The organism is Streptomyces sp. NPDC029138, from assembly GCF_055564375.1.
The window spans coordinates 49,129-71,648 of the sequence record NZ_JBVHWM010000043.1; the positions used below are offsets into that span (position 1 = coordinate 49,129).

Below are 22,520 nucleotides of genomic sequence, written 5' to 3' on the forward strand. Positions count from 1 at the left end.
GCCTGACGATCACGGCCTGCTCACCCCGTGGCACCTGACGGTCACGGCCTGCTCGCCGCCGGCGGTGCCGTAGGTCCACGGCCCTGCGAACCCGGTGTGCCCCGGGACGGCCGGGTACCCTGGGCCGCCGCCCTGGCCCGGTCGGCCACCGCCGTCAGCGGGCGGGCGATGTCCTCCAGGGAGCGGCGTTCGGCCCGTACCGCCAGGAACGCCGCGACCAGCCCGGCCGCGCACATCAGCGCCGCGCCGATGGAGAAGGCGAGGACCGTGTCGCCGACCCGGCCCGTGCCCGTGAGGTCGGCGAACAGCAGCGGGCCGCTGATGCCGCCGGCCGCGGTGCCGAGGGCGTAGAAGAACGCGATGGACATCGCCCGCGTCTCCATCGGGAAGATCTCCGAGACCGTGAGGTAGGCGCTGGAGGCGCCCGCCGAGGCGAAGAACAGCACCGCGCACCAGCAGGCGGTCAGCGTGCCCGCGCTCAGCGAGCCCCGGTCGAACAGCCAGGCCGTTCCGAAGAGCAGCAGGCCCGACAGCAGGTACGTCGAGGAGATCATCACGCGGCGGCCGACCGTGTCGAAGAGCTTGCCCAGCAGCAGCGGGCCGCAGAAGTTGCCGACCGCGATCACCGCGAAGTAATAGCCGGTGTGGCCGGAGGGCACGTCGAAGAACTTGGTCAGGATCGCGCCGAAGCCGAAGGTGATCGCGTTGTACAGGAACGCCTGGCCGATGAAGAGGGAGAAGCCGAGCACCGCCCGCCTGCGGTAGCGGCCGAAGACCGTGCGGGCGATCTCCAGGAAGGTGACACTCTTGCGCTGGTGGATCTCCAGCTCGCCCTGCGGCGCGGGAAGCGGTTCACCGCGCTCCGCCTCGACCCGGCGTTCGATGCCGGAGACGATCTCCTCCGCCTCCCGGTCCCGGCCGTGGATCAGCAGCCAGCGCGGGCTCTCCGGGACGTGCCGTCGTACGAGCAGGATGACCAGGGCGAGGACGGCGCCGAGCGCGAAGGTCAGGCGCCAGCCGACGTTCTTCGCCAGCAGGCCGGTGTCGAGCGCGACGATCGACAGCAGGGAACCGCCGACCGCGCCCAGCCAGAAGCTGCCGTTGATGATCAGGTCGACCCGGCCCCGGTATTCCGCCGGGATCAGCTCGTCGATCGCGGAGTTGATGGCCGCGTACTCACCGCCGATGCCGAAGCCGGTCAGAAAGCGGAAGAGGAAGAACCACCAGGCTTCCCAGGAGACGGCCGTGAGCGCCGTCGCCGCGAGATACACCGCCAGGGTGATCATGAAGAGGTTCTTGCGGCCGAAGCGGTCGGTCAGCCGGCCCCAGAACAGGGCGCCCGAGCAGGCGCCCGCCACATACAGCGCGGCGGCGACACCGGTGATCTGCCCGGAGCTGATCGACAGGCCGCTGCCGGGCTCCGACAGCCGGCCGGCGATGTTGCCGACGACCGTGACCTCCAGGCCGTCCAGGATCCACACGGTGCCCAGGCCGATGACGATCGTCCAGTGCCAGCGGGACCAGGGCAGGCGGTCGAGTCGGGCGGGGATGTCGGTGGTGAGGGTCCGGCCGGTTCCGGCCTCGGCTGTGCTCATGGGCGCTCCCTCCGCGTCGAAGGACGGGATACCGGGTGCCCTGGCCGCGGCGGAACAGTCCGGTCAGGCCCCCAGCCAGCCCGAGACGGTGTAGATCAGCAGCCCGGCCAGGGAGCCCACCACCGTGCCGTTGATACGGATGAACTGAAGGTCGCGGCCGATGTGCGCCTCGATCTTGCGGGTGGTGTGCTCGGCGTCCCAGCCCGCCACCGTGTCCGTGATCAGCGAGGTGATCTCCTTGCGGTACGTCGTCACGACGTGCACCGCTGCGCCCTCCACCCAGCTGTCGACCTTGCCCTGCACCTTCGGCTCGGTCGCCATCCGGGTGCCCAGCGACAGCAGCGCGGCCCGCACGCGCGTCCGCAGCTCGCTGCGCTCGTCCTCCGCCGCCGCCACGATCATCGACCGTACGGCCGTCCACACGGACGCGATCAGGTCCTGCACCTCGCCCCGGCCCAGCACCTCGCCCTTGAGCCGCTCCACCCGCGCCCGGGTGTCCGTGTCGGACTGGAGGTCGGAGGCGAAGTCGGTGAGGAAACGGTCCAGCGCGCCGCGCGCCGGGTGCGAGGGCATGTCCCGCATCTCGGTGACGAACCGCAGCAGCTCCTTGTAGACCCGCTCGCCCACCTTCCGGTCCACGAACCGCGGGGTCCAGCCGGGTGCCCCGCCCTCCACGGCCACCATCACGTCGTCCCGGTGCAGCACCAGCCAGTCGTGCGCGCGGACCACCACCAGGTCCACCACCCGGCGATGCCCGCCGTCGGCGACGATCTTCTCCAGCGTCTTGCCGATGCCCGGCGCGATCTCCTGCGCGTCGGCCCGCCGGGTGATCGCCTCGCCCACGACCGCCTGCACATCGGAGTCCCGCAGCACGGTCAGCGCGCCCCGCAGGGCCGTCGCCAGCTCGGCCGTCACCCGGTCCGCGTGCTCCGGCTCGGCCAGCCAGGCCCCGAGCCGGCTGCCGATGCCGACCGCGCGCAGCCGCTGCCGTACGACGTCCTCGGAGAGGAAGTTCTCGCCGACGAACTCGCCCAGCGAGACGCCCAGCTGGTCCTTCTTGGTCGGGATGATCGCGGTGTGCGGAATGGGCAGCCCGAGCGGGTGCCGGAACAGGGCCGTGACCGCGAACCAGTCGGCGAGCGCGCCGACCATGCCCGCCTCGGCCGCCGCCGCCACATAGGCCGTCCACGCCCCCGCGCCCGCGTTCCCGGCCGTCTTCGCCAGGACGTAGACCACCGCGACGAACACCAGCATGCCCGTCGCCGTGAGCTTCATCCGGCGCACCCCGCGCCGGCGCTCCTCGTCCGCCGGGGTGAACGCCGTCATCGTCTTGTACGACGCGACCCGCCCCGGTGTGCCCGTCTCGGTAGGTTCCATCAGCTCCACCCGTTCGGTGATCCCGCACACAATTGTCCCTTCCTGACCGACTCCCGGAACGGAACAGGAGTTCCCGGCGTCTGTCTGGAGGGGAGTGGTGGCAGGGTCCTGTCAGTTCTCCCCAGCCCATGACGCATCATGGGTGAGCAAGATCGGAGCCTCGGGCTCCCATCTCCCGAGGAGAACAACACAAGCGTGACCAAGCGTCATGGTTATGCCGTCCTGAGCGCGCTCGTCGCGCTGGTCGCGGCCCTGTCCGCCGCCATATACGTCACCGTCGCCGCCGATGACGGCACCCCGCGCGGCACCCTCAGCGACAACCGCCCGCGCCACGACTCCAACGCCGCCCCCGCCTCCACCGGCACCTGGGTCGGCGCCTGGGCCACCGCCCCCGTCGGCGGCGAACCCGGCACCGAGGCGGCGGGCCTCGCGGGCCGCTCGGTCCGCAACGTCGTGCACACCAGCGCCGGCGGGACGGGTGCCCGCGTCACGCTGTCCAATCTGTACGGCCAGTCCGCCCTCACCATCAGCCACGCCTCCCTCGCCGTGTCCCTGGGCGACGGCAGCGCGGCCGCCGATGCGGAAACGATGCGGCGCCTCACCTTCAACGGCGCCACCAGCGTGGTCATACCCGCCGGCGGACAGGCCGTCAGCGACGCCGTACGCGTCACCGTCCCGCACGGCGCCGACGTGCTGGTCACCACCTACTCCCCCACCCCCTCCGGGCCCGTCACCTACCACCCGCACGCCCGGCAGCTGTCGTACGTCGCCACCGGCGACCGCACCGAGGACGCCACCGGCGCCCCCTACACCGAACAGACGCCGTACTGGCGGTATGTGACGGCGCTCGACGTGCTCAGCAACGAGGCCGCCGGCACCGTCGTCGTCTTCGGCGACTCCATCACCGACGGCATCACCTCCACCACCGGCGCCAACCACCGCTGGCCCGACATCCTCTCCGGCCGGCTGCGCAGCGCCCTGCGGAGCGGGGGGCAACTGCCCCGCTACAGCGTGGTCAACGAGGGCATCAGCGGCAACCAGGTCCTCGCCGACGGCCTCGGGCGGCCCGCCGAGAACCAGAGCGGCCTCGGCCGGTTCGGCCGCGACGCGCTCTCCCGCACCAACGTCAAGGTCGTCGTCATCGACCTCGGCGTCAACGACATCCTGCGCAACCCCCGGCTCGCCGACCCCGACCGCATCGTCACCGGCCTGCGCACCCTCGTCCGCCAGGCCCACGCCCGCGGCCTGAAGGTCGTCGGCGCCACCCTGATGCCCTTCCAGGGCCACCGCGGATACACCCCCGCCCGGGAAGCCGTACGGCAGCAGGTCAACGCGCAGATCCGGACCGGCCGGGTCTACGACGCGGTCGTCGACTTCGACAAGGCCCTCCGGGACCCCTACGACCCGCGCCGGCTGCGCCCCGAGTACGACTCCGGGGACCATCTGCACCCCAGCGACCTGGGCTACCGCACCATGGCCGAGGTCTTCGACCTGCGCACGCTGAAGGGCGCGGGCCAGGCGGAGCTGTGACCGGGCGGCGAGGAATACTGGCGGGCATGACCCGCTTGATCCTCGCCACCCGCAACGCCGGAAAGATCACCGAGCTGAGGGCGATCCTCGCCGAAGCCGGACTCCCCCACGAACTCGTCGGCGCGGACGCCTTCCCGGACGTCCCCGACGTAAAGGAGACCGGCGTCACCTTCGCCGAGAACGCCCTGCTCAAGGCGCACGCCCTCGCGCAGGCCACCGGCCTGCCCGCCGTCGCCGACGACTCCGGCCTGTGCGTCGACGTCCTGAACGGCGCCCCCGGCATCTTCTCCGCCCGCTGGGCCGGCCGCCACGGCGACGACAAGGCCAACCTGGACCTGCTGCTGGCCCAGCTCTCCGACATCGCCGACGAACACCGCGGCGCCCACTTCGCCTGCGCGGCGGCCCTCGCCCTGCCGGACGGCACGGAACGGGTGGTGGAGGGACAGCTGCGCGGCGTCCTGCGGCACACGCCCGCCGGCACGAACGGCTTCGGCTACGACCCGATCCTCCAGCCGAAGGGCGAGACGCGGACGTGCGCGGAACTGAGCCCCGAGGAAAAGAACGCGATCAGCCACCGGGGCAAGGCGTTCCGGGCACTGGTGCCGGTGGTGCGGGAGCTGTTGGGCTGAGCAGCTGAGAAGTGGTGCGGCCGGAGGGACTCGAACCCTCACGGGAGTTACCCCACTGGGACCTAAACCCAGCGTGACTGCCAATTCCACCACGGCCGCCTGGTGCTGCCCGGCCATGCTAGCGGCCGGGCAGTGTGTTCAGATGCCCAGATCCTTGATGATCTTCGCCACGTGGCCGGTCGCGCGGACGTTGTACAGGGCCCGTTCGACCTTGCCCTGCTCGTCCACGACGATCGTGGAGCGGATGACGCCCAGGTACGTCTTGCCGTAGTTCTTCTTCTCGCCGTAGGCGCCGTAGGCCTCGGTGACCTTCTTGTCCGGGTCGGCGAGGAGGGTGATCCTCAGGGACTCCTTCTCGCGGAACTTCGCCAGCTTCTCCGGGCTGTCGGGAGAGATGCCGATGACGTCGTAGCCGGCGCCGGCCAGCAGCTCCAGGTTGTCCGTGAAGTCACAGGCCTGCTTGGTGCAGCCTGGGGTCAGGGCGGCCGGGTAGAAGTAGACGATGACCTTGCGGCCCTTGTGGTCCGAAAGGGACACCTCGGTGCCGTCGGCGTCGGGGAGGGTGAAGGCGGGGGCCACGTCCCCCGGCTGGAGTCGCTCGCTCATCGGGCCAGCCTAACCGGGGGGCCTTGCGGTGCGGGGCGGCCCAGAGCTGACAAACTGTTCGGAACAGCATCAGCAGACTTCGGAGGCCGTACGGTGGCGGACACGTCGGACACCAGAACCCCGGCGCAGATCGAGGCGGACATCAAGCGCCGCCGTGAAGTGCTGGCCGAGACGCTCGACGAGATCGGGGTGCGGGTGCATCCGAAGACCATCGTCGGCGATGCGAAGGCCAAGGTCGTCGCCAACGTCGACCACACGGTCGGACGGGCGTACGTGCAGGTCAACCGCGTCGTGAGCGAGGTACGGGCGCAGCTCGTGAACGATCGGGGGGCGCCGCGCCTGGAGCGGGTGGTGCCCGTGGCGCTCGTCGTCGTGGGGGTCGTGGGGCTGCTCGCCCTCGGGGCCCGGCGGCGCAGGGACTGACCGGGACAGGTAGGTTCGAGCCGTGAGCGCCAACAGAAACCAGCACAGCACTCCCCACCACGACAAGCTGCCCATCCGGATGCTGCACGACCGGGTTCTCGTGCGGCAGGAGACCGGTGAGGGCGAGCGGCGGTCGGGGGGCGGCATTCTGATTCCCGCCACCGCGGCGGTCGGCCGGCGGCTGGCCTGGGCCGAGGTCGTCGCCGTCGGCCAGAACGTACGGACGGTGGAGCCCGGGGACCGCGTCCTGTTCGACCCGGAGGACCGGGCGGAGGTCGAGGTGCGGGGCGTGGCGTACGTCCTCATGCGCGAGCGTGACCTGCACGCCGTCGCCGCGGACCGGTTCGAGGGGTCGGAGGACTCCACGGGGCTGTACCTGTAGAACGCCGTACCTGGAGAACACAGAGGAAGAGGGCCGGTGACCATGGTCACCGGCCCTCTTCGTCATGCTTTTGCTATGTTCGGAAGGAGCCCGACGAGACGCGCCGTACCGGGTCGAAGGCAAAGACGACGCATTCCGAAGAAGAGTCGCCGTGTCTCGGAGGTGCTGTCATGGCCTGGGTCCTGCTCGTCGTCGCCGGTCTGCTGGAAGTCGGCTGGTCGATCGGGATGAAGTACAGCGAGGGTTTCACCCGGCCCGTCCCCAGCCTGTTCACCGGCGCCGGCATCGTCGCCAGCATGGTCCTGCTGTCGTACGCCGCGAAGTCCCTGCCCATCGGTACGGCCTACGGCGTGTGGGTGGGCATCGGCGCGGCCGGTGCGGCGGTGCTCGGCATGGTGGTGCTGGGTGAGCCGGTCACCGCCGCCCGGATCTTCTTCGTGTGCCTGCTGCTGGTCGCCGTGGTGGGGCTGAAGGCGACCAGCGGTCACTGAGGCGTCAGGAGTGGCGTCAGGAGTGGCGTCAGGGAGTGGCCTCAGGTCCGGCGTCAGGTGCCGGGGAAGCCTCCGGTGCCGCCGTCGGCACCTGTGGTGCCGCCGCCCGGTGTGCCGCCGCCGTCCGTGGTCCCGCCGCCGGTGGTCGTCCCCCCGTCGGCCGTGCCGCCGCCGTCCGTGGTCCCGCCGCCGGTGGTCGTCCCTCCGCCGGTCGTGTCCCCGCCGGTGGTGGCGCCGCCGTCCGTGGTCGCACCGCCGTCGGTCGGGGTGCCGCCCGTGGTACCGCCGTCCGTCGGGGTGCCGCCCGTGGTACCGCCGTCCGTCGGGGTGGCGGTCGCGCCGCCGTCCGTCGGCGTGGCGGTCGCGCCGCCGTCGTTCTGGCCGCCGTCGGTGCCGGGCTGGGCGGTGCTGGTGGCGGGCGGCTCCTGGACCTCGTCGGCGCCCTGTTCGAGTTCGAGGTCGAACTTGCTCGTCGGCTTGCCCTTCAGCGCGTCGCGCGTGTACTGCGCCCAGATCTGGGTGGGCGGGCCGCCACCGTTCATCCGCGCCTGGCCGAGCGCCCCGTACAGCGGCTGGTGCTTGGCCGTCACCGGGTCCTGGCCCATGACGGAGACCACCGTGGCCAGGTCCGGGGTGTAGCCGGCGAACCAGGCGGCGGTGTCGCTCTCGGCGGTACCGGTCTTGCCGGCCGCCGGCCGGCCCGCGGCCTGCGCGGCCGTGGCGGTGCCGCTCTCGACCACGCTCTGGAGGACCGAGGTCGTGGTGTCGGCGGCCTCCCGGCTGACGGCCTGCTTGACCGGCTGCGCGGGCAGCTTGACCTCGTCGGTGCCGTCCTTGGTGATCTTCTCGACCAGGGTGTACGTCCCGTGCTTGCCGTGGTTGGCGAGCGTCGCGTAGGCCTCCGCCATGTCCAGGACGCTGGCGGTGGCGGTGCCGAGGGCGATGGACGGGTACGGCTGGAGGTCCGGGGTGTCGGACGGGATGCCCAGGTCGACCGCGGTCTGCTTGACCTTGGCGGGGCCGACGTCGACGGCCATCTGCGCGTACACCGAGTTCACCGACAGGTCGGTGGCCTTGCGGACGGTGATCGGGCCGTACGACTTCTGGTCCTCGTTCTCGGGGGCGTAGGCGCCGCCGCTCCAGCCCTGGACCGGGCGCTGGTTGGTGCCGTCGTAGACCGTGTTCGGCGTGATCGTGCGGCCGTCCTGGGTGGTGGAACCGTTCTCCACGGCGGAGGTGAACACGAACGGCTTGAACGTCGAGCCGACCTGGAAGTCACCGCGGGTGGCGCCGTTGGTGTACTGCTTCACGTAGTCGATGCCGCCGTACATCGCGACGACCTTGCCGGTCTTGGGGTCGACGGAGGCGCCGCCGGCCCGGACGAAGGTGTCCGCCTTGCGGTTCTTCTTGTCCAGCTTGGACATCAGCTGGTCGTCGACCGCCTTGACGAAGGCGTCCTGCCGGTCCTTCTGGATGGTGGTGGTGATGCGGTAGCCGCCGGCCGTGAGGTGGTCGGAGTCGATGATGTTGTTCGAGGTCAGGTACTGCTTGACCGCCTCCACGAGGTAGCCGCGCTGGCCGGACATGCCGGTGGAGATCGTCTGCTCCTTCGGCATCGGGAACTTCATGCCGGCGCGCTTCGACTCGCTGAGCCAGCCCTTCTTGACCATGCCGTCCAGGACGTAGTTCCAGCGGGCGACGGCCGCCTTCCGGTTCTCCGGGTGGGCGACGACGTCGTACTCGCTGGGCGCGTTGACGAGCGCGGCGAGGTAGGCGGCGCGGGCCGGGTCGAGGTCGGCGGCGTCGCGGCCGTAGTAGGCCTGGGCGGCGGCCTGGATGCCGTAGGCGTTGCGGCCGAAGTAGCTGGTGTTGAGGTAGCCCTCCAGAATCTCGTCCTTGGACTTGTTCTGGTCGAGCTTGATCGAGATGAAGAACTCCTTGGCCTTGCGGGTGACCGTCTGCTCCTGGGCCAGGTAGTAGTTCTTCACGTACTGCTGGGTGATCGTCGAACCGGACTGCTTGCCCTTGCCGGTCGCGGTGTTCCAGACGGCGCGGAGCATGGCCTTCGGGTCGACGGCGGACTCGGTGTAGAAGTCGCGGTCCTCGGCGGCCAGTACGGCGTGCTGGGCGTCCTTGGAGACCTGGGCGAGGGTGACGTTCTCGCGGTTGACCTCGCCGTCGCGGGCGAGCTGTGAGCCGTCGGCGTACAGATAGACGTTGCTCTGCTTGGTCGCGAACGCGTTGGCCGGCGGGATCTTCACCAGGGAGTACCCGACGAAGAACAGCCCGACGACCAGCAGCACGCCGACGAAGAAGGTACCCAGCACCATGCGCCAGGTCGGCAGGACCCGCCGCCACCCGGTCCGCTTGGGCCGCTTGCCCTTCTTCCCCTTGCCGTTGCCTCCGGCGGTCTGACCGTCGGTGGCGGAGAGGGCGGTGGTGGGGGCGTCGGAAGGGTTCTGGGGGGTGGAGCCGGTGCCGGGGGTGGAGGAGGTGCGGGGGGCCGCGGGCGTGCGGGGCGTGGAGGGGCTGGCGGCGGCTGAGGCGGCAGCGGCGGCGGCACCGGCAGCGCCTGCTGCGGCGCCGGTTGCGGATGCGGCGGCGGCCTTGGCGGCCTGAGCACCGGCGCCCGCACCGGCAGCGGCGCCGGCTCCGCTCCCGGCTCCCGCTGCGGCGGTGCCGGCCGCGCGGGCGGCGCGGGCGGCCCGGGCGGCGGCCGGGGAGGAGGGGGGCGGGTTGGCGCCGGAGGCCTGGGCAGCGCGGCTCTCGCCGCCGGGGCGGGGAACGGTGGGGCGAGGGCTACGGCGGGTGGGGTCGGCCTCACCGGCGGCGGTACCGGCGCCGCCGGGCTCACCGGACCGAGGCGCGTTGACCCGTCGGAGCACCTGTGTGGTCTCGGGCGCCGGGGCAGCGTCGCCCTTCTGACCGGCGCCGGACTGCGGCCCCCTGGGCGGGGTGATACGCCTCAGCACCTGGGTACTCTCGGCCGACGGCGCCTGCCCGGAAGCGGATTCCCCGCTGCCGCGTCCCTTACCGGTATCAGACGCGCCGGAACGCGAACCACCACCAGCAGCGGAAGCACCACTGGCGCCGCCGACAGCAGAAGCACCGTCGGCCCCGGGCCCGCGACCGGACAGGGAGCCGTCGCCGGTCGCCGAAGCCCCAGCGGGCCCCGAGCTACGGCCGGGCGCCGAACCACGGCCTGACTGCGAACCGTCGCCGGACGCCGAAGCCCCACCGGTCCCCGCGCTACGACCGGACACCGGGCCACGGCCAGAATCCGAACCACGGCCGGGCGCCGAACCACGGCCGGACTCCGAAGCACCGTCGGGCGCCGAAGCCCCAGCGGGCCCCGAGCTACGGCCGGGCGCCGAACCACGGTCTGACTGCGAACCGTCGCCGGACGCCGAAGCCCCACCGGTCCCCGCGCTACGACCGGACACCGGGCCACGGCCAGAATCCGAACCACGGCCGGGCGCCGAACCACGGCCGGACTCCGAAGCACCGTCGGGCGCCGAAGCCCCAGCGGGCTCCGAACCGCGGCCAGTTGCCGGGCCACTCCCGGACGCCGGGCCGCGGCCGGGCACGGACGCGCCACCGCAGACCGCGTTTCCGCCGGCCCCCGCAGCCCCCGTCTGCTGCGTCCTGGCGCGGGCCGCCTGGCGGGCGCGGGCCACGGAAGCCGTCCGGTCCCGGTTCTGCTCAGCGGAGTCCGCAGGGCGGGAGCCGTCCTGGGAGGACGCGCCCGTCATGCCGGGGTTCCGGGACGCGGAGCCCGGAGTACCGGAATCGGCCCGAGACGGAGAGCCCGACGTACCGGAATCGGCCCGGGACGCAGAACCCGGCGCACCGGAGCCTGCCCGGGACGGAGAGCCCGGCGTGCCGGAACCGGCGCGAGGCGGGGAGTCCGCCGGGCCGGTGCCCGTCTCGGCCGTCCGCCGCAGGCCACGCTCGGGTGCCTCCGGGCCACCCGCGCCGGCGCCGCGGGTGCTGTCGGCGCCCCGCTCGCCGCGCTGCGGCTTCCCCGTGCTCCCGGGCCGTCCGGCGCGCGGGAAGCCCTCGGCCCCCTCGGCGTCCCTCCCAGGGCCCTCGGCGCGCACACCACTGTCGCCGCTACCGGGACCGTCGGCGCGCACACCGCTGTCACCCCTCCCGGGACCCCCGGCGCGCACACCACTGTCACCCCTCCCGGGACCCCCGGCGCGCACACCGCTGTCGCCCCTCCCGGGACCCTCGGTGTGGGCGTCGTTGTCGGTGCTGGTGGCCCCCGTGGGATCCGGTGTTGCGCTGCTCGGTTCGCGGCCCCCCGGGTTTCCGGGCCCTTCAGCCGGCAGCGGCCTTTTCGATGCCACGCCTTCGTTCGGCTGCTGCGGCTGCGGCTCGTCGCTCATCTCGTGCACGGACTCCTGTTTCGCGTCGTACGTTCCCGTACGCCTCGTACGCTTCTGCGCTCCCCCTGTTTGAAGACTCTCGCACCCGGCGTTCCGTTCCCGGATTCCGGCACGCTTCCGGCCGGAAAACGCGTGGCCGGCCACCGGGCCTCCGGACTAGGCTCCTGCGCTTCGGTGTCGAGCGGTCCGAGGAGGTCGACTGGCGTGGGCGCGGGACGGTTGTACGCGGCCGTGGCGACAGGGGGATTCAGACGGTACGCGACCTACCGGGCCGCCACTGCGGCAGGGGTGTTCACGAACACCGTCTTCGGACTCATCCTCGTCTACACGTATCGCGCGTTGTGGGACGAGAAGCCGCATCTCGGCGGGTACGACCAGGCGCAGGCGGTGACGTACGTCTGGCTGGGGCAGGCGTTCCTGTCGACCCTCGCGATCGGGGGCGGCGGCGTCGAGGACGAGTTGATGGAACGCATCCGTACGGGGGACGTGGCGATCGACCTGTACCGGCCCGCCGATCTCCAGCTGTGGTGGCTGGCGGCGGACCTCGGCCGGGCGTTCTTCCAGCTGCTGGGCCGAGGGCTGATCCCGTTCGTGTTCGGCGCGCTGTGCTTCCCGGTGTACCTGCCGGCCGGCGCCGGCACATGGGCGGCGTTCCTCGTCGCCGTCGTCCTCGCCATGCTGGTCGGCTTCGGCATCCGCTACCTGGTGGCTCTGAGCGCGTTCTGGCTGTTGGACGGCACCGGCGTGGTGCAGATGGCCTGGCTGCTGGGCTACTTCTGCTCGGGCATGCTGCTGCCGCTCAACGTGTTCCCGGGTGCGCTCGGTGAGGTCGTACGGGCCCTGCCCTGGTCGTCGCTGCTGCAAGCCCCGGCGGACATCCTGCTGGGGCACGCGGACCCGCTGCCCACCTATCTCTTCCAGGCCGCGTGGGCGGCGGCGCTGCTGGGTGCCGGGCGGCTGGTGCAGTCGGCGGCGACGCGCCGGGTGGTGGTGCAGGGTGGCTGAGAGCCAGGCGCCCGGCCACGCCCACCGGCTGGCCGAGGGCGTGCGGGCGTACCGGCTGATCGCGGGGATGTGGGTGCGGTCCACGATGGCCTACCGCACGTCCTTCGCCATGACCACGTTCGGGAACTTCGCGGCGACCTTCCTCGACTTCGTCGCGATCATGCTGATGTTCTCGCGGGTGGACGCCCTGGGCGGCTACCCGCTGCCCGAAGTGGCGTTCCTGTACGGCCTGTCCGCGACCTCCTTCGGGCTGGCGGATCTGGTGATCGGGTCGATGGACCGGCTGGGCCGGCGGGTCCGGGACGGCACGCTGGACACGCTGCTGGTGCGGCCGGCGCCGGTGCTGGCGCAGGTGGCGGCCGACCGGTTCGCGCTGCGGCGGCTGGGCCGGGTGACGCAGGGGGCGCTGGTGCTGGGCTGGTCGCTGACCCGGGTGGACATCGACTGGACGGCGGGCAGGCTGCTGCTGATGCCGGTGATGGTGGTGAGCGGCTGCGGCATCTTCTGCGCGGTGTTCGTGGCGGGCGCGGCGTTCCAGTTCGTGGCGCAGGACGCCTCGGAGGTGCAGAACGCCTTCACCTACGGCGGTACGACGCTGCTCCAGTATCCGCCGACCGTGTTCGCGAAGGAGCTGGTGCGCGGGGTGACCTTCGTGCTGCCGCTGGCCTTCGTCAACTGGCTGCCCGCGACCTATGTGCTGGGGCGGCCGTATCCGCTGGGCCTGCCGGAGTGGACCGCGTTCACGCCCCCGCTGGTGGCGGTGGCGTGCTGTGCGCTCGCGGGGCTGGCCTGGCGGACGGGACTTCGTTCGTACCGCAGCACAGGGAGCTAGCGTGAGTGACCTCATCACAGGGGACGACGGCATCGCGGGGGACGGTGGAATCGCGGGGGACGACTTCATCGTCCTGGAGAACGTCGAGAAGGTCTTCGAGGTGCGCCGGAAGACCGGGTTCCTCCGGCGGGAGCGGCGCGAGGTGCGGGCGGTGGACGCGCTCTCGTTCACCGTGGCGCGCGGTGAGATGGTCGGGTACATCGGGCCGAACGGCGCCGGGAAGTCGACCACGATCAAGATGCTGACCGGGATTCTGACGCCGAGTGCCGGGCGGCTGCGGGTGGCGGGCATCGATCCGGCGCGGGAACGCTCGCGGCTCGCGCACCGGATCGGGGTGGTGTTCGGACAGCGGACCACGCTCTGGTGGGACCTGCCGCTGATCGACTCCTACCGGCTGGCGCACCGCATGTACCGCATCCCGGACGCCCGTTACCGCAAGAACCTGGACCGGCTGGTGGAACTGCTGGAGCTGGGCGCCCTGTTGGACGTACCGGTGCGGCAGCTGTCGCTGGGCCAGCGGATGCGCGGGGACATCGCGGCGGCGCTGCTGCACGACCCGGACGTGCTGTACCTGGACGAGCCGACGATCGGCCTGGACGTCGTGTCGAAGGCGAGGGTGCGGGAGTTCCTGCGGGAGGTGAACGCCGAGCGCGGCACGACGGTGCTGCTCACCACGCACGACCTCCAGGACATCGAGCAGTTGTGCTCCCGGGTGATGGTGATCGACCACGGGCGCATGGTGTACGACGGTCCGCTCGCGGGGCTGCACGAGGCCGGCGAGAGCGAACGGACGCTGGTGGTGGACCTGGAGCGGGAGCTGCCGCCGGTTCAGGTGCCGTCGGCCCGGGTGGTGCGGGTGGAGGGCCCCCGGCAGTGGCTGGCGTTCCCCGCGGGGCAGTCGGCGGCGCCGGTCGTCGCGCATCTGGCGGCCCGGTATCCGCTGGTGGACCTGTCGGTGCGGGAACCGGACATCGAGGCCGTCATCGCCAGGATGTACGCCGAGAAGGCGGTCTCGTAGGCTGCTGCCATGAGCGACGACGCAGTCCCGGATCTCCGGGCGTCCGACGCCGACCGTGACCGGGTCGCCGAGATCCTGCGGGACGCCCTGGCCGAGGGGCGGCTGGACATGGGGGAGTTCGACGAGCGGCTGGAGGCGGCGTACAAGGCGCGGACGTACGGCGAGCTGGCGCCGCTCACCCGCGATCTGCCGGCGCCCGGCGGCGTCGCACCGGCCCTTCCCGTCTCGTTCGTCAAGGCTCCGGCGGCGAACGGTGGTTGGGCGGACCGGATCACCGGCACCGAGGGCTCCTCGACGGGCGCGGTGGCGATCCTCTCGGGGTTCGAGCGCAAGGGCCGCTGGACGGTGCCGAAGCGGTTCTCCTGCTTCACCTTCATGGGCGGCGGCGAACTGGACCTGCGCGAGGCGAACTTCGCCGCCGGTGAGGTCGAGATCTACTGCGTGGCGATCATGGGCGGGGTCCAGGTGATCGTGCCGCCCGGCGTCGAGGTCGTCGTACGCGGCATCGGCGTGATGGGCGGCTTCGAGCACCCGAGGGACGACGATCCGCCCGAGCCGGGTGCCCCCCGCGTGATCATCGGTGGGGTCGCCTTCTGGGGCGGAGTGGGCGTGGAACGCAAGCTTCCGCGCGGAGAGCGCAAACGCCTGAAGAAACAGCGCTGAGCGGGCCCCAAAGGGGCGCGGGGAACCGCGCGACCAGCCACAACGACCCGCGACCAGCCACGGCCCGCACCCCGCCGGCGCTCCCTACGACGTGCAGACCTTGGTCAGCTCCCCCGCCGCGTCCGTCACCGGGCTGACGTCCGGCGTCTCGTCCCCGTTCTTGATGGCCGTACGCACGTTGTCGACCGCCTTGCTCAGGTCGTCCACAGCCTTGTTGACATCCGTGTTGTCCGTCTTGTCGCCGATCTTCCGCAGGCTCTTCTCGATGGAGTCGAGCGACTCGTCGGCCTGGGAGGGATCGTTCGCCGCGTTCTCCACGGCCTGCTGGAGATCGGTGACGTTGTCGGCGATGGCGTCGGCGGTCTGCACGCAGTCCAGCGCCTTGTCCACGGCGTCGCAGCCGGTCGTGAGGCCGGCGGTGAGCGCGGCGGTCGCTACGGCGGCGACAACGACGAGTCGGCGTCGGCTGGCGGCCATGGTGGTGTCCCTCCCCTGGTACGGCTGGCCGGGCGCACGCTGGTGAGCGGTGCGCCCGTACCCACTGGGACGCCGCGGAGGGCCGCCGGGTTGCCCTTCGGCCTTGGGGACTTCCTTACGCGCGCGTGGCCGCCAGTGCCGCCTGCTGGATCACGGCCAGCTCCCGGCAGCCGGTGACGGCGAGGTCGAGCAGCGCGTCGAGTTCCGCGCGGGCGAACGGCGTGGCCTCGGCGGTGCCCTGGACCTCGACGAAGCGGCCGTCGCCGGTGCAGACGACGTTCATGTCGGTCTCGGCGCGCACGTCCTCCTCGTAGCAGAGGTCGAGCAGCGGGACGCCGCCGACGATGCCCACGGAGACGGCGCTCACGGTGCCGGTGAGCGGCTGCCGGCCTGCTTTGATCAGCTTCTTGCCCTGGGCCCAGGCGACGGCGTCGGCCAGCGCGACGTACGCGCCGGTGATGGCCGCCGTACGCGTGCCGCCGTCGGCCTGGAGGACGTCGCAGTCGAGGACGATGGTGTTCTCGCCGAGCGCCTTGTAGTCGATGACGGCGCGCAGGGAGCGGCCGATGAGCCGGGAGATCTCGTGGGTCCGGCCGCCGATCCTGCCCTTGACCGACTCGCGGTCGCCGCGGGTGTTGGTGGCGCGGGGCAGCATGGCGTACTCGGCGGTGACCCAGCCCTCGCCGCTGCCCTTGCGCCAGCGCGGGACCCCCTCGGTGACGGAGGCGGTGCAGAAGACCTTGGTGTCGCCGAAGGAGACGAGGACGGAGCCCTCGGCGTGCTTGCTCCATCCCCGTTCGATGGTGACCGGGCGGAGCTGTTCGGGGGTACGGCCGTCGATGCGAGACATGGCGACGAGCCTAGCCGCACACGGGGAAGGGGCTCCTCCGGCGCCGGGAAGAGCCCCTTCGGGGTGAACCGGTACGGCTCACATCATGTCTTCGATCTCCGCGGCGATCGGGTCGGCGTCGGTGCCGATGACGACCTGGATGGCCGTGCCCATCTTGACGACGCCGTGGGCGCCGGCGGCCTTCAGAGCGGCCTCGTCGACCAGAGCGGGGTCGGACACCTCGGTGCGCAGCCGGGTGATGCAGCCCTCGATCTCCTCGATGTTGTCGATGCCACCGAGCCCGGCGACGATCTTCTCAGCCTTGCTGGCCATGTTCCTTCTCCCTGCTCCGAACCGCTTTGTCGCAGTAACCCACAGTTGGCCCATCTTCGCGAGCGGTCATGCCGTCCGTGCCGAATGATGGCGATCACGACAGCGGAACCGTCCGTCGACTGGTCTACACCACCGTGGGGAAGGTCGCCAAACCCATGAGTGCAGAGAGCACGGCAAGTCCCGCCGGGGCCCGCTGGAACCGTCTGTTCCAGAGCATGCAGAAGATGGGCCGCAGCCTCCAGTTGCCCATCGCCGTGCTGCCGGCGGCGGGCATCCTGAACCGGCTGGGGCAGCCGGACGTGTTCGGCGAGGACGGCCTGGGCTGGACGAACGTCTCCAAGGTGATGAGCGGGGCGGGCGGCGCGCTGCTGGACGGACAGCTGGGGCTGCCGCTGCTGTTCTGCGTGGGCGTCGCGATCGGCATGGCGAAGAAGGCCGACGGTTCGACGGCGCTCGCGGCGGTGGCGGGTTTCCTCGTCTACTACGGCGTCCTGCGGCAGTTCCCGGAGACCTGCCCGGCGGGCGCGAAGGTGGTCGTCACGGGCTGCCAGGCGGCGAACGGCACGGTGTCCGCGTCCACCTACCAGAACCCGGGCGTCTTCGGCGGCATCGTCATGGGCCTGCTGGCCGCCTACTTCTGGGCCCGCTACCACCGCACCAGGCTGGTCGACTGGCTGGGCTTCTTCAACGGGCGCCGGCTCGTGCCGATCATCATGGCCTTCGTCGCGATCCTGTTCGCCGTGGTGTGCCTGTTCGTCTGGCCGCCGGTCGGCGACGCCCTGGAGAGCTTCAGCGGGTGGCTCAGGGACGCCGGTTCCTGGGGCGCGGGCGTCTTCGGGGTGGCGAACCGGGCGCTGCTGGTGGTGGGCCTGCACCAGTTCCTGAACGTGCCCGTCTGGTTCCAGTTCGGCAGCTACACCAAGCCCGACGGCACCGTGGTGCACGGCGACATCAACATGTTCCTCGCCGGGGACCCGAACGCCGGCCAGTTCACCTCGGGCTTCTTCCCGATCATGATGTTCGCGCTGCCGGCCGCGGCGCTGGCCATCACGCACTGCGCCCGGCCGGACCGCCGCAAGGAGATCGGCGGCCTGATGCTCTCGGTCGCGCTGACCTCGTTCGTGACGGGCATCACCGAACCGCTGGAGTACTCGTTCCTCTTCATCGCGCCCGCGCTGTACGCCGTCCACGCGGTGCTCACCGGTGTGTCGATGGCGGTGACCTGGGCGCTGGGCGTGCACGACGGCTTCAGCTTCTCGGCGGGCCTGATCGACTATGTGATCAACTGGAACCTGGCGACGAAACCGTGGGGGATCATTCCGATCGGCCTGTGCTTCGCGGCCGTGTATTACGCCGTCTTCCGCTTCGCGATCACGAGGTTCGACCTGAGGACGCCGGGCCGGGAGCCGGTGGAGGAGGTGGAGGACGTCACCAAGGTGTGATGGCGACCTGATGACACATCATGGCACACAGCGCGTAGCGCCGCGGTAGCGGATTCGCGGGTTCCTTACGCCGCCTTCATCGTGCTACAACAGGTCTACACCACAGGTGGTGTAGACCAGAGACGCTGCCGTCCCCTTCCATGGTTCCCGGGCGGCGCCTTGCCCGATGGAGGAGCTTGTGACCACGGCCAGCGCCGCACCCGCGGCCGAGAAGAAGAAGGGCGCCGGGGCGATGGCTGTGCTCCAGCGCATCGGCCGCAGCCTGATGCTGCCGGTCGCCGTGCTGCCCGCCGCCGCCCTCCTGGTGCGCCTCGGCAACACCGACATGCTGGGCCGCCCGTCCTTCCCGACCTTCCTGACCAAGATAGCGTCGTTCATGGCGGCCGGCGGCAACGCGATCCTCGACAACATGGCGCTGCTGTTCGCCGTGGGCATCGCGATCGGCTTCGCCAAGAAGTCGGACGGCTCCACGGCCCTCGCCGCGGTCGTCGGCTACCTGGTCTTCAAGAACGTGCTCGCCACGTTCACCGACAAGAACCTGCCGAAGGTGGCCGCCGTCGTCGACGGCAAGGTCGTCATGCAGAACGCCCCGGTGGACGCCAAGGTCCTCGGCGGTGTGGTGATGGGCATCGTCGTGGCCCTGCTGTACCAGCGCTTCTACCGGACCAAGCTGCCCGACTGGGCGGGCTTCTTCGGCGGCCGCCGGCTCGTCCCGATCCTGTCGGCCTTCGCGGGCCTCGTCATCGGCATCGTGTTCGGCTACATCTGGCCGGTCCTCGGCACGGGCCTGCACAACTTCGGCGAGTGGCTGGTGAAGTCGGGCGCGGTCGGCGCGGGCATCTTCGGTGTCGCCAACCGTGCGCTGATCCCGATCGGCATGCACCACCTGCTCAACTCGTTCCCGTGGTTCCAGGCGGGCGAGTACCACGGCAAGAGCGGTGACATCGCGCGCTTCCTGGCCGGCGACCCGCACGCGGGCCAGTTCATGACCGGCTTCTTCCCGATCATGATGTTCGCCCTGCCGGCCGCGTGCCTGGCCATCGTCCACTGCGCCCGGCCCGAGCGCCGCAAGGTCGTCGGCGGCATGATGTTCTCGCTGGCGCTGACGTCCTTCGTCACCGGCGTCACCGAGCCCATCGAGTTCACCTTCATGTTCATCGCGCCGGTCCTGTACGCGATCCACGCGGTCCTCACCGGCGTCTCGATGGCGCTGACCTGGGCGCTCGGCATGAAGGACGGCTTCGGCTTCTCGGCGGGCGCGGTCGACTTCGGCCTCAACCTGGGCATCGCGAGCAATCCGTGGGGCCTGGTCCTGGTCGGCCTGTGCTTCGCGGTGGTCTACTACGTGATCTTCCGCTTCGCGATCACCAGGTTCAACCTGCCGACCCCGGGCCGCGAGTCCGACGAGGAACTGGCGGAACTCCAGAAGGCGGAGGCCAAGTAACCAGGCAGCGCGAAGGCCCCGGAACCTCTTCGGTTCCGGGGCCCTTTCGTGTGCGGGGAGTGTGCGAGGCGCGTATGCGAGGGCGTATGCGGGGGGGGGCGTCAGATCTCGTACGTGAGCCGCGGAGCGGCCAGCTCCACCGGCCCGCTGAACGCCTCACGGGCGTCCCGCAGGTTCACCTGGGGATCGGTCCACGGCGGGATGTGGGTGAGGACGAGCCGCCGCACGCCCGCGCGAGCCGCGGTCTCCCCCGCCTCCCGGCCGTTGAGGTGCAGGTCGGGGATGCTCTCCTTGCCGTGCGTGAACGCGGCCTCGCACAGGAACAGATCGGCGTCCCGGGCCAGCTCGTCCAGCGCCGCGGTGACGCCCGTGTCGCCGGAGTACGTCAGGGCCTTCCCGCCGTGCTCGATCCGGATGCCGTACGCCTCCACGGGGTGGCGGACCCGCTCGGTGTGCACGGTGAACGGCCCGATCTCGAACGTGGACGGCTTGACCGTGTGGAAATCGAAGACCTCGCTCATCGAGGAGGCGGAGGGGGTGTCCGCGTAGGCCGTGGTCAGGCGGTGCTCGGTGCCCTCGGGGCCGTAGACCGGGATGGGGTCGCACCGGCCGCCGTCGTGGCGGTAGTAGCGCGCCACGAAGTACCCGAGCATGTCGATGCAGTGATCGGCGTGCAGATGGCTGAGGAAGATCGCGTCGAGGTCGTAGAGACCGCAGTGGCGCTGCAACTCGCCCAGGGCGCCGTTGCCCATGTCGAGGAGCAGCCGGAAGCCGTCGGCCTCGACGAGGTAGCTCGAACAGGCCGATTCCGCGGACGGGAACGACCCCGAGCAGCCGACGACGGTGAGCTTCATGAAGCAGAAACCTCCGTTGGCGGGTAACCGGTGGGCGGGACGTAAACCCCTTGCGGGGCGGGGGCTGTCAGGGGTCGTGCGGTCCGTCGAGCGTAAGGCGCGAAAGCACGGGTCGCTCCTCCGCCTGGGGCCGTTGTGGGCGAACTCACCTGTGCTGTCACCGGTTCGGCTGGACCCGGGGCGCACAAGGATTGGAAGAGGGCGCGCGATGTTCGGCGCGCGCCGGTAACGTCGTCGTATGGACACGTCCTGGTGGCTGGCGCTCGCGGCGGTGGTACTGCTCGCGCTGGTCGCCACGCTCGTCGACGGCTGGGGCCGCGGTCACCGGCCCGGCGGACGACGCCTGCGGCCCCCGGGCCGGCCGGGCCCGCGGACGGCACACGCCGCACGGCCGTCCCCCGGGGACATCTGGTGGGCGGAGGTCCCCTACGAGGACCGGGCCGAGGCCAAGGACCGGCCCTGTCTGGTGCTGGCCGTGCGCGGCAACCGGGCCACCGTCGCGAAGATCACCAGCAAGTACCACGACGAGCGCTGCGGGGTGATCCCGCTGCCGCCCGGCGCGGTCGGCGACGCCCAGGGGCGGCCCAGCTTCCTGGAGACCGACGAGCTGCGCGAGATCCCGGTGGACGGCTTCCGCCGCCGGGTGGGCGTGGTCGACCCGGTCCTGTGGGACCAGGTACGGCACCTGGCGGGTTAGACAGCACCTCAGCTCACCCGGACGGTGACCGACCACTCCTCGATGCCCTTGCAGGAGACCTCGCCCGGTGCGGTCGGCTCGGCGCACAGCGGGCGGGACGACGTGAGCTTCACCGTGCCGGCGGCCACCGCCTGGTACGCGGCGGTGGCGTCACCCGGCAGGAGTACGAAGCCCGCGTTGACGGCCTTCAGTCCGCTGCCGCTCGCGGTGACCGGCGCCCAGGGGCGCGCCCTGGTGCCGTCCAGGGTCAGCCGGACCTCGCCGCCCTCGGTCACGCAGACGGTACGGCCGTGATCGGCGGCCGTCAGCTCCGCGTGACCGGTGCAGTCGCCGGCGGACCGGGTGGGCGACGGCGTGCCCGTACGGGGCGGCGCCGACACCTTGTCGCTGCTCCCGGTGTCCTGCTGGGAGCCGCAGCCCGCGAGGAGCAGCGCTGCCGCCGCGGGGGCGAGGAGCGTCGTACGGCGCATGGGGTCCGCCTTTCTGCCGGTGTCCTGGTACGGATGTGACGTACCACCGGCGCACGCGGATCCGCCGCTAGGCCCAGAGCTGGCCCTGGAGTGTCGCGATGGCCTCTTCCGTGGTGGCCGCGGTGTAGACGCCGGTGGAGAGGTACTTCCAGCCGCCGTCGGCCACGATGAAGACGATGTCGGCGCTCTCGCCCGCCTTGACGGCCTTGCGGCCGACGCCGATCGCCGCGTGCAGGGCGGCGCCGGTTGAGACGCCCGCGAAGATGCCCTCCTGCTGGAGGAGTTCGCGGGTGCGGGTGACCGCGTCGGCCGAGCCGACCGAGAACCGGGTGGTCAGGACGGAGGCGTCGTACAGCTCGGGGACGAAGCCCTCGTCGAGGTTGCGCAGGCCGTAGACCAGGTCGTCGTAGCGCGGTTCGGCGGCGACGATCTGGACGCCCGGCTTGTGCTCGCGCAGATAGCGGCCGACGCCCATGAGGGTGCCCGTGGTGCCGAGGCCCGCCACGAAGTGGGTGACCGAGGGGAGGTCGGCGAGGATCTCCGGGCCGGTCGTGGCGTAGTGGGCGCCCGCGTTGTCCGGGTTGCCGTACTGGTAGAGCATCACCCAGTCGGGGTGCTCGGCGGCCAGTTCCTTGGCCACGCGCACGGCGGTGTTGGAGCCGCCGGCGGCCGGCGAGGAGATGATCTCGGCGCCCCACATGCCGAGCAGGTCCCGGCGCTCCTGCGAGGTGTTCTCCGGCATCACGCACACCATCCGGTAGCCCTTGAGCTTGGCCGCCATGGCGAGGGAGATGCCGGTGTTGCCGGAGGTGGGTTCGAGGATCGTGCAGCCCGGGGTCAGCCGGCCGTCCTTCTCCGCCTGCTCGATCATGTGCAGGGCGGGCCGGTCCTTGACCGAGCCGGTGGGGTTGCGGTCCTCCAGCTTGGCCCAGATCCGGACGTCCGGGGCCGGCGACAGCCGCGGCAGGCGCACCAGAGGGGTGTTGCCCACCGCGGCCAGCGGAGAGTCGTAGCGCATCGCTGCTCAGCGAC

The 22,520-nt window shown here is 71.4% G+C and carries 21 protein-coding genes, 1 tRNA gene, 1 pseudogene and 1 riboswitch; of the genes and pseudogenes, 12 read left to right on the forward strand and 11 right to left on the reverse strand.

What is annotated here, in order from left to right; translation table 11 throughout:
• Window positions 1-41: 41 nt before the first annotated feature.
• Both ACZ4WH_RS28270 and ACZ4WH_RS28275 read right to left on the reverse strand, forming a co-directional pair.
• A complete protein-coding gene (locus ACZ4WH_RS28270; RefSeq protein WP_468185640.1) occupies window positions 42-1,595 on the reverse strand; it encodes an MFS transporter in 1,554 nt (517 codons plus the stop codon).
• A gap of 63 nt (window positions 1,596-1,658) precedes the next feature.
• Window positions 1,659-2,972 (reverse strand): DUF445 domain-containing protein, encoded by a 1,314-nt coding sequence (locus ACZ4WH_RS28275; RefSeq protein WP_468185642.1) that lies wholly within the window; start codon window positions 2,970-2,972, stop codon window positions 1,659-1,661.
• Between the two features lie 195 nt (window positions 2,973-3,167).
• On the opposite strand from ACZ4WH_RS28275, the gene ACZ4WH_RS28280 reads away from it, so the two are divergent.
• A complete protein-coding gene (locus tag ACZ4WH_RS28280; protein ID WP_468185645.1) occupies window positions 3,168-4,502 on the forward strand; it encodes an SGNH/GDSL hydrolase family protein in 1,335 nt (444 codons plus the stop codon).
• Window positions 4,503-4,528: 26 nt separating this feature from the next.
• Window positions 4,529-5,131, forward strand: coding sequence for an RdgB/HAM1 family non-canonical purine NTP pyrophosphatase (gene rdgB / locus ACZ4WH_RS28285; RefSeq protein ID WP_468185648.1), 603 nt, complete (start codon window positions 4,529-4,531; stop codon window positions 5,129-5,131).
• A 12-nt stretch (window positions 5,132-5,143) separates the two neighbouring features.
• On the opposite strand, the gene ACZ4WH_RS28290 is transcribed toward rdgB, so the two are convergent.
• A tRNA-Leu gene (locus ACZ4WH_RS28290) sits at window positions 5,144-5,230 on the reverse strand.
• A 39-nt stretch (window positions 5,231-5,269) separates the two neighbouring features.
• Complete coding sequence (gene bcp / locus ACZ4WH_RS28295) at window positions 5,270-5,737, reverse strand: thioredoxin-dependent thiol peroxidase (protein ID WP_468185651.1); 468 nt, start codon at window positions 5,735-5,737, stop codon at window positions 5,270-5,272.
• 93 nt (window positions 5,738-5,830) lie between these two features.
• Here bcp and ACZ4WH_RS28300 point away from each other — a divergent pair, with 93 nt between their 5' ends.
• The 3 genes from ACZ4WH_RS28300 to ACZ4WH_RS28310 all read left to right on the forward strand — a co-directional run bounded on the left by ACZ4WH_RS28300 (window position 5,831) and on the right by ACZ4WH_RS28310 (window position 7,033).
• Entirely contained in the window at window positions 5,831-6,160 is a 330-nt protein-coding gene (locus tag ACZ4WH_RS28300; protein ID WP_468185653.1) for a DUF3618 domain-containing protein, read from the forward strand.
• A 22-nt stretch (window positions 6,161-6,182) separates the two neighbouring features.
• The gene (locus tag ACZ4WH_RS28305) at window positions 6,183-6,542 is read left to right on the forward strand and encodes a GroES family chaperonin (RefSeq protein ID WP_171155827.1); all 360 of its coding nucleotides are present in this window, start codon (window positions 6,183-6,185) and stop codon (window positions 6,540-6,542) included.
• A 72-nt stretch (window positions 6,543-6,614) separates the two neighbouring features.
• Window positions 6,615-6,677: riboswitch (guanidine-III (ykkC-III) riboswitch) on the forward strand.
• 35 nt (window positions 6,678-6,712) lie between these two features.
• On the forward strand, window positions 6,713-7,033 hold the full coding sequence (locus ACZ4WH_RS28310) for a DMT family transporter (RefSeq protein WP_103810145.1): 321 nt from the start codon (window positions 6,713-6,715) through the stop codon (window positions 7,031-7,033).
• A 53-nt stretch (window positions 7,034-7,086) separates the two neighbouring features.
• Here the strand turns inward: ACZ4WH_RS28310 and ACZ4WH_RS28315 are convergent, their stop codons facing one another.
• A complete protein-coding gene (locus ACZ4WH_RS28315; protein WP_468185657.1) occupies window positions 7,087-10,005 on the reverse strand; it encodes a transglycosylase domain-containing protein in 2,919 nt (972 codons plus the stop codon).
• Between the two features lie 1,623 nt (window positions 10,006-11,628).
• Between ACZ4WH_RS28315 and ACZ4WH_RS28320 the strand changes: the two genes are divergently transcribed.
• The 4 genes and pseudogenes from ACZ4WH_RS28320 to ACZ4WH_RS28335 form a co-directional block, all read left to right on the forward strand.
• On the forward strand, window positions 11,629-12,429 hold the full coding sequence (locus ACZ4WH_RS28320; RefSeq protein ID WP_468185659.1) for an ABC transporter permease: 801 nt from the start codon (window positions 11,629-11,631) through the stop codon (window positions 12,427-12,429).
• Window positions 12,422-13,261, forward strand: a complete 840-nt coding sequence (locus tag ACZ4WH_RS28325) for an ABC transporter permease (RefSeq protein WP_468185662.1) — start codon at window positions 12,422-12,424, stop codon at window positions 13,259-13,261. Before ACZ4WH_RS28320 ends, ACZ4WH_RS28325 begins: the two co-directional genes overlap by 8 nt.
• A gap of 1 nt (window position 13,262) precedes the next feature.
• Window positions 13,263-14,279: an ABC transporter ATP-binding protein gene (locus ACZ4WH_RS28330; protein WP_468185664.1), complete on the forward strand. Its 1,017-nt coding sequence runs from the start codon at window positions 13,263-13,265 to the stop codon at window positions 14,277-14,279.
• 9 nt (window positions 14,280-14,288) lie between these two features.
• Window positions 14,289-14,939, forward strand: a pseudogene (locus ACZ4WH_RS28335) (DUF1707 SHOCT-like domain-containing protein); the annotation flags it as partial.
• Between the two features lie 87 nt (window positions 14,940-15,026).
• Here the strand turns inward: ACZ4WH_RS28335 and ACZ4WH_RS28340 are convergent.
• From ACZ4WH_RS28340 to ACZ4WH_RS28350, 3 genes are all read right to left on the reverse strand, one after another.
• Window positions 15,027-15,419: a hypothetical protein gene (locus ACZ4WH_RS28340; protein ID WP_468185666.1), complete on the reverse strand. Its 393-nt coding sequence runs from the start codon at window positions 15,417-15,419 to the stop codon at window positions 15,027-15,029.
• A gap of 115 nt (window positions 15,420-15,534) precedes the next feature.
• Window positions 15,535-16,269, reverse strand: coding sequence for a ribonuclease PH (rph, locus tag ACZ4WH_RS28345; RefSeq protein ID WP_468185669.1), 735 nt, complete (start codon window positions 16,267-16,269; stop codon window positions 15,535-15,537).
• 78 nt (window positions 16,270-16,347) lie between these two features.
• Window positions 16,348-16,581 (reverse strand): PTS sugar transporter subunit IIB, encoded by a 234-nt coding sequence (locus ACZ4WH_RS28350; protein ID WP_014672981.1) that lies wholly within the window; start codon window positions 16,579-16,581, stop codon window positions 16,348-16,350.
• A 155-nt stretch (window positions 16,582-16,736) separates the two neighbouring features.
• Between ACZ4WH_RS28350 and ACZ4WH_RS28355 the strand changes: the two genes are divergently transcribed.
• Together ACZ4WH_RS28355 and ACZ4WH_RS28360 are read left to right on the forward strand one after the other, a co-directional pair.
• On the forward strand, window positions 16,737-18,023 hold the full coding sequence (locus ACZ4WH_RS28355; RefSeq protein WP_468185671.1) for a PTS transporter subunit EIIC: 1,287 nt from the start codon (window positions 16,737-16,739) through the stop codon (window positions 18,021-18,023).
• A gap of 178 nt (window positions 18,024-18,201) precedes the next feature.
• Window positions 18,202-19,467: a PTS transporter subunit EIIC gene (locus ACZ4WH_RS28360; protein ID WP_468185674.1), complete on the forward strand. Its 1,266-nt coding sequence runs from the start codon at window positions 18,202-18,204 to the stop codon at window positions 19,465-19,467.
• A gap of 101 nt (window positions 19,468-19,568) precedes the next feature.
• Here ACZ4WH_RS28360 and ACZ4WH_RS28365 read toward each other — a convergent pair whose 3' ends face one another.
• Window positions 19,569-20,321 carry an MBL fold metallo-hydrolase gene (locus ACZ4WH_RS28365; protein ID WP_468185677.1) on the reverse strand — a complete coding sequence of 251 codons (753 nt, stop codon included), beginning with the start codon at window positions 20,319-20,321 and terminating at the stop codon, window positions 19,569-19,571.
• Between the two features lie 238 nt (window positions 20,322-20,559).
• On the opposite strand from ACZ4WH_RS28365, the gene ACZ4WH_RS28370 reads away from it, so the two are divergent.
• Entirely contained in the window at window positions 20,560-21,018 is a 459-nt protein-coding gene (locus ACZ4WH_RS28370) for a type II toxin-antitoxin system PemK/MazF family toxin (protein ID WP_468185680.1), read from the forward strand.
• 8 nt (window positions 21,019-21,026) lie between these two features.
• Here ACZ4WH_RS28370 and ACZ4WH_RS28375 read toward each other — a convergent pair whose 3' ends face one another.
• Window positions 21,027-21,488, reverse strand: coding sequence for a hypothetical protein (locus ACZ4WH_RS28375; RefSeq protein WP_468185682.1), 462 nt, complete (start codon window positions 21,486-21,488; stop codon window positions 21,027-21,029).
• A 67-nt stretch (window positions 21,489-21,555) separates the two neighbouring features.
• Window positions 21,556-22,506: a PLP-dependent cysteine synthase family protein gene (locus ACZ4WH_RS28380; protein WP_468185685.1), complete on the reverse strand. Its 951-nt coding sequence runs from the start codon at window positions 22,504-22,506 to the stop codon at window positions 21,556-21,558.
• Window positions 22,507-22,520: the final 14 nt, after the last annotated feature.